9 protein-coding genes are annotated in these 7,856 nt (G+C 59.4%); 6 read left to right on the top strand and 3 right to left on the bottom strand.

What is annotated here, in order from left to right; genetic code table 11:
- Positions 1-120: 120 nt before the first annotated feature.
- From NW827_RS00190 to NW827_RS00180, 3 genes are all read right to left on the bottom strand, one after another.
- Complete coding sequence (locus NW827_RS00190) at positions 121-399, bottom strand: hypothetical protein (RefSeq protein WP_414403453.1); 279 nt, start codon at positions 397-399, stop codon at positions 121-123.
- An 85-nt stretch (positions 400-484) separates the two neighbouring features.
- The gene (mutY, locus tag NW827_RS00185) at positions 485-1,609 is read right to left on the bottom strand and encodes an A/G-specific adenine glycosylase (protein ID WP_414403454.1); all 1,125 of its coding nucleotides are present in this window, start codon (positions 1,607-1,609) and stop codon (positions 485-487) included.
- A gap of 26 nt (positions 1,610-1,635) precedes the next feature.
- Complete coding sequence (locus NW827_RS00180) at positions 1,636-1,773, bottom strand: hypothetical protein (protein ID WP_414362608.1); 138 nt, start codon at positions 1,771-1,773, stop codon at positions 1,636-1,638.
- A gap of 364 nt (positions 1,774-2,137) precedes the next feature.
- Between NW827_RS00180 and NW827_RS00175 the strand changes: the two genes are divergently transcribed.
- The 6 genes from NW827_RS00175 to NW827_RS00150 form a co-directional block, all read left to right on the top strand.
- Entirely contained in the window at positions 2,138-3,229 is a 1,092-nt protein-coding gene (locus NW827_RS00175) for a serine hydrolase (protein ID WP_414403455.1), read from the top strand.
- Positions 3,213-3,605 (top strand): RNA-binding S4 domain-containing protein, encoded by a 393-nt coding sequence (locus NW827_RS00170; protein WP_414503190.1) that lies wholly within the window; start codon positions 3,213-3,215, stop codon positions 3,603-3,605. The genes NW827_RS00175 and NW827_RS00170 overlap by 17 nt, the downstream gene beginning before the upstream one ends.
- A 51-nt stretch (positions 3,606-3,656) precedes the next feature.
- Positions 3,657-4,316: a DUF2232 domain-containing protein gene (locus NW827_RS00165; protein WP_414403456.1), complete on the top strand. Its 660-nt coding sequence runs from the start codon at positions 3,657-3,659 to the stop codon at positions 4,314-4,316.
- Positions 4,317-4,358: 42 nt separating this feature from the next.
- Positions 4,359-4,946, top strand: coding sequence for a hypothetical protein (locus tag NW827_RS00160; RefSeq protein ID WP_414362612.1), 588 nt, complete (start codon positions 4,359-4,361; stop codon positions 4,944-4,946).
- 37 nt (positions 4,947-4,983) lie between these two features.
- Complete coding sequence (locus tag NW827_RS00155; protein WP_414362613.1) at positions 4,984-6,168, top strand: pyridoxal phosphate-dependent aminotransferase; 1,185 nt, start codon at positions 4,984-4,986, stop codon at positions 6,166-6,168.
- A gap of 69 nt (positions 6,169-6,237) precedes the next feature.
- Positions 6,238-7,856 (top strand): peptide chain release factor 3 (locus tag NW827_RS00150; protein ID WP_414503189.1); only part of this gene is annotated, 1,619 nt, incomplete at its 3' end.

Here is a 7,856-nt window from a genome sequence, read left to right as displayed (position 1 = left end):
CTCCAGCTCTGCGCTCTCACCGGCTAGGCCAAACAACCACTGCTGCCGGCCCCAGCAGCCAATGAGAAGCCCCTACCCCCGCCAGGCTAGCTTCTCACCTGCGCCAAGAGATTCCGCTAGCTAGACTACTCCGCGAATTTCTCGATATCTTCTGGCGCGTTCTTCGGCGGGATCAGGGGCTTGCGCCTTGGCAGCGGCCTCCTGCAGTTGTGCCATCACTGCTTCCGGGGGGTCGGCAGAGCGGACGACGTAAAACATCAAGTTAATGGCTTCGGCGGCCGTCAGCTTGAGGTTCTCTTTTCCTTTTGGCACCAGCGCGATTTTGCCGTCTGTTGTCGGAATCGCCGTATGGGATCCCTTGGCCAGAAGCTCCCCTGCTTTCTCCAGAGTGACCAGCATATCCGTACCTCCTGCCGCAGGATAGCTAGATCCTAGTGAACATCTTGCCGGAACGAGGCCAAAAGGGTCTAAGCCATTTGGCGGATTAGTTGGGTTCCAGGCAAGATCCGTGTTCTTCTAGCCAAGTGTACAGGTAGGGAAATAGCTTTTGGTTGGCTGCTGGAAAAGGAAATTGCGACAGCTCTGCTGGTTTGACCCAGCGCACTTCGCTGCATTGCAGGGCTTGGGCTTCTCCACCCAGATAGCGACAGATAAAAGCCATGAGAGTGATGGTGAAATGGGTATAGGCATGTTCAATGGTGGCTAGCGGCGCCACCACCTGAATATCGATGCCAATTTCTTCTTTCACCTCCCGCACCACACACTCCGCAGGGGTTTCTCCCGGCTCGATTTTGCCGCCAGGAAACTCCCACAGGCCGCTGAGCATCGAGCTTTCCGGGCGCCGGTCGATGAGGATCTCGTTCCCCCGCAAAACGATGGCCACCGCAATCTGTTTGTGAGGGCGCAAGGGACGGGGCTCAGACATAGGCAGGTGTTGCTGTTGACCTTGATTGTAGGCAGCGCAATCGGCCTGCCAGGGACATTGGCTACAGCGAGGTTGCCGCGGCCGGCAGACAGTAGCGCCCAAGTCCATCAGCGCCTGGTTAAAGGTGCGCGGCTGCTCGGGATCCAGCAATTGCTCTGAAAGCTGCCACAACAGGGGCAAACAGCGCTCCGGCGGCTGGGGCAAAGCCACTAGGCGGGCCAACACCCGTTTGACATTGCCCTCCAAAATCGGCAGGGGCAGGTCAAAGGCGGCGCTGAGAATGCCACCAGCTGTGGTGCGCCCGATCCCCGGCAGGGCCAGCACCTGCTCCAGCTTCCTGGGAAACTGGCCTCCGTGTTCCTGCACCAAGATCTGGGCCGCCTTGTGCAGGTTCAGCGCCCGCCGGTAGTAGCCCAGGCCCTCCCACAATTTCAGCACTTGTTGCTGCGGGGCTGCCGCCAACTCTGGGATCCCCGGCAAAGCCTGCATCCAGCGCTGAAAGTAGGGGATCACGGTTGCCACCTGGGTCTGCTGCAGCATCACCTCCGCCACCCAAATGGCGTAGGGATCTCGCGTACGCCGCCAGGGGAGATCCCGCCCGTGCTTGCGGTACCAGCGCTGCAAGGACTGCCGCAGGCGCTGCCGGACTGCCTCTTCCCAAAGCAGCGGTTGCTGGCCTGCCACCCCTGCTGGCAAAAAAGACGGGGATCTCAAGCGGCGTAAGCAAAGTGGAGGGCCCACCAGATCAGGGCCGAGACGACCCCTGCCACAACGCTGGCTGAGATCAGCACCACAATGGGACTATCCGCCCCCTTGAACTGCATAATGCCGCGGTTGTAGTTAGCCATCGTCGCCTCCCCCAGCTCCAGCGTTGGGGTTCAAGGTAGCCCTTGGGGTTGGGGAACCGAGCGCAGGAGCTGGAAAATGCTTCACAAAAGCCTACCTTCAGGATAGCCAACCCGCTCCCGATCCGGCAGCAAAGGGATTTCCCCTCGGCAGGGTAGGTTGGCGTTCTCTTCCCGGCTAGAGCGCGGGTGCTTTGCCGGCAGCCAAATTGCTGTCATGATTGGTCAAAGGAGTTGCGTTGAGGTAGGCATGGCTAGGGCAAGGGAGGGAAGAGGCCGCAGCTCAGCTCAAGAAAGATCCCGGGAGGCGGCGCGCCATCCGTCCCGTTTTCCTCAGGCCGTCCCTGTTTCTGAGCGTCTGCTACCTATGGCTTCCCGCCCCCAGCCGCTGCGCCTTTCTCGCCAAAAGGCCATTGCCCGAATGCGCCAACGGGCAACTCGTCCCCCTCAGCGGCGGCGCTCTGCTGCTTTTAAGGAGGTGCTGCTCCGGGGCCTAGGCCTAAGCCTAACTTTGGGCCTGACGATGGCTGGCCTGTCGCACCTGTTACAGTCCACCACCCCTGCTCAGACAGAGCAGGCTGCACCAGGATCTGGGGATCTCCCCCCCACCTTGCCCACCGACTTGCTCAAAGGCCAGGAGATCCCCGCGTTGCGGGAGCGCTTGGCTGCCTTGGCCAACCAGCCGGGCCTAACGGTGGGAGCCTTGTTTTGGGAGGTGGAAAGCGGTGCCTTTGCTGGGGTGAGTCCGGATCAGGCTTTTCCTGCCGCTAGCGTCATCAAGATCCCAATTCTCCTCGCCTTTCTGCAAGCAGTGGAAACTGGGCAGCTGCGGCTAGATGAAAAGCTGACGCTACAAGAAGAGCTCAAAGGGGGGGGAGCCGGCCTTTTGCAAACCCGTCCCCTGGGCTCTCAGGTCTCTGCGCTGGAGGCAGCCACCCTCATGAGCACCCTCAGCGACAACTTTGCCACCAACTTGATCATCCATCGCCTCGGCGGTCGGGAAGCCCTCAACCAAAAGTTTCGCCAGTGGGGGCTGCAACACACGCAGATTTCCCAATGGCTGCCGGATCTGGAGGGTGCCAACACCAGTAGCCCGCGCGATATGGTCTGGCTGCTTAGCCAGGTGGAGCAGGGGCGCATGCTCAGCCGCCGCAGCCGCGACCGCTTTTTGGACATCCTCTGGCGCACCCAACGGCCCTCCTACTTCCGCCCTGGCCTGAACCCAGAAGTGCGCATTGCCCACAAAACGGGAACCCTCAGCTCGGTGGTGGGAGACGCCGGGATCCTCGATCTACCCAACGGGCGGCGTTACATAGCGGCGGTGTGGGTGAAGCGGGAAACGCCCAACGATCCCAAAGCGGAGGAGCTGATTGCCAAACTCTCCCAAGCTGCCTACGAGTTTTGGTCTGCCGAAGGCGAGCCGACTGCTGCGGCTGCTGCCGATGGCCCCCAGCTCTAGGGGATCCCTGGCCCCGCCCCCCATTCCAGCAAAGCAGCAGAGCAATGGAACCAGCCGACACCCCAGCCAAAGCGGTGAGATCATGGCCAAGACCCTCCCCCCTTCTCAAGCTCCTCCGCCAAGGGATCCCTACATCAAGCTGGATCAATTTCTCAAGCTGACGGGCGTTGTGGCCACCGGTGGGCAGGCCAAGCAGCTTATCCAGGCGGGGCAGGTGCGCGTCAACGGCGAGGTGGAAACCCGGCGGGGACGCAAGCTGCGCCCAGGGGATGCAGTGGCGGTGGCAGGGCAAGTTTGGCAGGTGCGCTGGGAGGGGGCCAGAGCTTGCGCCTGGAACAAGGCCGCAACCGCTCAAGATTCCCCTCAGCCCACTTAGCAAGTGCTGGCCTAAGCTGGGAACAGTGGTCTTTTCCGTGCTGGGCCGCCTGTGCAGGATGATTTCCCCCCCCTACCCCCCTCTCCACCCCCTTCTCCTGCCTTAAGGGTGGTGGAAACGGCTTTTTTAGCCAGCACTGCCGCTTTGATCTGGATCTTGAGCTACACACCGCTGGCCCCGTTTATGCGCTTGTTTTTCCCTATCCCCGTGGCGCTGGCCGTGATGCGCTGGGATCCCCGCACTGGAGCGATGGCGCTGGTGGTTTCCGCCCTGTTGCTGACAGTATTGATGGGGCCTACCCGCAGCATCCTCTATGTCATTCCCTATGGTCTTCTGGGTTATTGCTGTGCCTGCCTGTGGCGGCAACGCCTCTCCTGGTACCTCTCGCTGGTCAGCGGTGCTGCCCTCAGCACCTTTGGTCTAGTTTTCCAACTGCTGCTCTCCTCGCTGCTGCTGGGAGAAAACCTCTGGACCTACCTCACCATCCAACTTACTGGCCTGACCAACTGGCTGTTGGACATGTCTCTGGGCAGATTTGGCCTGTATTGGGTGGCAGAACCCTGGATGGTTCAGGGGGTAGTGCTAGGGTTTATTGCCTTTAACTCCCTGGTCTATGCCTTTACCGTGCATTTGGTGGCAGCTCTGGTCATGGAGCATTTCCGCTGTCCGCTGCCGCCGCCGCCAAAGTGGGTGCAGTTTTTGCTGGATTAGGGGGTCCTCGCCATAAGATAAACTTTAGAGGCCCTGCCTTTGGTGCTGCCAGTTTTGTCCCTAAGCCCCATGAACCCTATTCCGCCGCCTGCCCACCCCTACCAGTTTCGCGCTCTGGGCCTGATTAAGGGATCCCTGAAGCCGATCCCGAAGACCTATGCCCAGGCAACCTTGGTTGCCACCGATGGTGTGGAATACCCAGCCACCCCTGGCCGTGCCGGGCTACTGCGCTCTTTCACCCACTGCATTGAGAGCGGCCACACCTACTGGTACTACGTGCAGCCGCAGCCACGGTCGGGAGGTACCTTGGGCCTGAGCGTTATCCGCATCCTGGCCCTGCCCGAGGAAGAGCAGGACCCAGGGGCAGAGGAGGAGCCCTTTTTGCCCGCCCCTGAAGATGCCGAGGAGGGCTTTAACATTCGCGGCATCGTCGAGCCTCACGAGGGCTACATCTGGACAACAGTGCGGCGCAAGCCCCAGGGCAACAAACAATTTCCACCTCTGCGGCTACGCCTGGAAGGGTTTTTGCCAGGGGCTACTGCCGGGGAGTTTTGGGATCTGCTGGCGGAGCGGGAAGGTCACCAGCTGCTGCTCGTGGATGGCAGCCGCCTCTTGCCAGCCGTAGCCTAGGTGCTGAGAACTCGCCTAACCGTACAATCCCCAACTGATGGTGTCTGCTGCTGGCTTGTCTCAACGGGTTGCCCGCCTTTCTCCTTCGGCAACGCTGTCGATCTCGGCGCTGGCCAAAGCCATGCAGGCAGAGGGTCTGGATGTCTGTATCCTAAGCGCCGGTGAGCCGGACTTTGACACCCCTGAACATATTCGGGCAGCTGCCATTCGTGCCTTGCAGGAAGGGAAAACCCGCTACGGACCCACTGCTGGGATCCCCGCCCTGCGCCAGGCGGTGGCAGACAAGCTGCGCCGAGAAAACGGCCTGGACTATAGCCCCGAGCAGATCTTGATTAGCAACGGTGGCAAGCAGACCCTCTTTAACCTGGCCATGGTGCTGCTGGATCCAGGAGATGAGGTGATCCTGCCCGTCCCCTACTGGGTCAGTTATCCCGAAATGGTGGCCCTGGCCGGAGCGCAGGTGGTGCGGGTTCAAACCCAAGAGGCGCAGGGGTTCAAACTCACCGCCGCTCAACTGCGCCAGGCCCTCACCCCCCGCAGCAAGCTGCTCATTCTCAACTCGCCCGCCAACCCCACCGGTGCGGTCTATCACCAGGACGAGCTGGAGGCGCTGGCGGAGGTGATCCTCTCGGCTCCCCATCTCTACGTGGTCTGCGATGAGATCTACGAGAAGCTGGTCTACGGCCAAGCCCGCCACCTCAGCTTGGGAGCCCTTTGCCCTGATTTAATGCCGCGCCTGATCCTCAGCAACGGCTTTGCCAAAGCCTACGCCATGACCGGCTGGCGCATCGGCTACCTGGCCGGACCCCAGCCCATTATCGATGCAGCCATCAACCTGCAAAGCCACAGCACCTCGAACGTCTGCACCTTTGCGCAGTACGGCGCTTTGGAAGCCCTGACCAGTCCCCTTTCGGCGCCAGCAATAGAAAAGATGCGCCAAGAGTTCTGGCGGCGGCGGGATCTGATGCTGGAGGGGATCCGCACCCTGCCAGGGGTGAGCTGCCCAGAGCCCGAGGGGGCCTTTTACGTCTTCCTCAACATCAGCCAAGCAGGGCTAAGTTCGGTGGAGTTTTGCCAACGGCTGCTCAAAGAGCACCATGTGGCCGCCGTACCAGGTGTGGCCTTTGGAGCCGATCACTGTATTCGCCTCTCCTATGCCGCTGACCGCGCCACCCTGGAAAAAGGTCTGGAACGGCTGCACCGCTTTCTCTCCTCCCTCTGAACGAGAGGGACTCAATGCCGCCAGCGCCCAGTGAGACCAGCGGGATTGGAGTAGAGGAGCCTCTTGACGATGAAAGAAGTAGACTTAGCCAAAGCCATCCAGCAGCGGCGCACTTTTGCCATCATTTCCCACCCCGATGCCGGGAAGACCACCCTTACGGAAAAGCTTTTGCTCTACGGGGGAGCCATTCAGGAGGCTGGGGCCGTGAAGGCCCGCCGCGCTCAAAAGCGGGTTACCTCCGACTGGATGGAACTGGAAAGACAGCGGGGCATTTCCATTACCTCCACCGTTTTGCAGTTTGATTACCGCAATATTCGCCTCAACCTCCTCGATACTCCCGGCCACCAAGACTTCAGCGAAGACACCTACCGCACCCTGGCAGCAGTTGACAACGCCGTGATGCTGGAGGATGCCGGCAAAGGGCTAGAACCCCAAACTCGCAAGCTGTTTGAAGTTTGTCAACTGCGGAAATTGCCAATTTTTACCTTTATCAACAAGATGGATCGCCCCAGCCGGGATCCCCTTGAGCTTATGGACGAAATTGAGACCGAGCTGGGTCTTAAGCCCTATCCTGTGACCTGGCCTATTGGCTCGGGGGAGCGCTTTACAGCTTTGTTTGACCGCCGCACGCAGGAGTTTCACTTCTTTGAGCGCGTCTCTGGGGGAAGACTGCGGGTCAAGGATACAGTTATGAAACTTGGGGATCCGCAAGTTGAAGAGCTGATTGAAAAAGATCTGTACTACCGATTTAAGGAAGAATTGGAGATCTTGGACGGCCTCATGCCCAGTTTGGATCTCAAGCAGGTTCATGCTGGCAAGCAAACCCCCGTCTTCTTCGGCAGCGCCATGACCAATTTTGGGGTAGAGCTGTTTCTCAATGCGTTTTTGGAGTACTCTCTGCCGCCAATGCCTCACGAAAGTACGGCAGGGCTGATCCCCCCGGACTACCCTGAGTTTACCGGCTTTGTCTTTAAGCTGCAGGCCAATATGGATCCCCGCCACCGGGATCGCATTGCTTTTGTACGCATCTGCTCCGGCAAGTTCGAGAAAGACATGGTGGTCAACCATGCCCGCCTCAACCGCCCCATCCGCCTCTCTTACCCCCAGAAACTGTTTGCTCAAGAGCGCATCTCTATTGACGAAGCTTACCCCGGGGATGTCATTGGCTTGAACAATCCTGGCATCTTTACAATTGGAGATACCCTTTACACTGGCCCAAAGCTGCGCTATGCCGGGATCCCTAGCTTTTCTCCGGAGCTTTTTGCCTATCTCAAAAATCCCAACCCCTCCAAGTTTAAGCAGTTCCAGAAGGGCGTTGCAGAGCTGCGGGAAGAGGGGGCCGTGCAGATTATGTATTCTCTTGATGAATCCAAACGGGATCCCATTGTGGCAGCAGTGGGCCAGTTGCAGTTTGAGGTGCTGCAGTACCGCCTGGAGCATGAGTACAATGTTGAAACCCGCTTGGAGATGCTGCCCTACACCTTAGCCCGCTGGGTAGAAAATGGCTGGGAGGCCCTTCGGGATATCCCCAGTCTGTTCAATACTCTAATTGTCAAAGATATTCAAGGTAGGCCGGTTCTGCTCTTTAAAAACGAATGGACTCTGCAGCAATTTGTAAGCAGTAATCCCAAGGTTAAGCTAAGCAAAATTGCGCCTGTGGCTGAGCTTAGCCCAGAATCCAATGGCCG

Source organism: Synechococcus sp. H70.1 (genome assembly GCF_047502705.1).
Lineage (GTDB): Bacteria > Cyanobacteriota > Cyanobacteriia > Thermostichales > Thermostichaceae > Thermostichus.
Note: the sequence above shows the minus strand (reverse complement) of the source record. Positions and strands in the feature narration are given on the sequence as shown.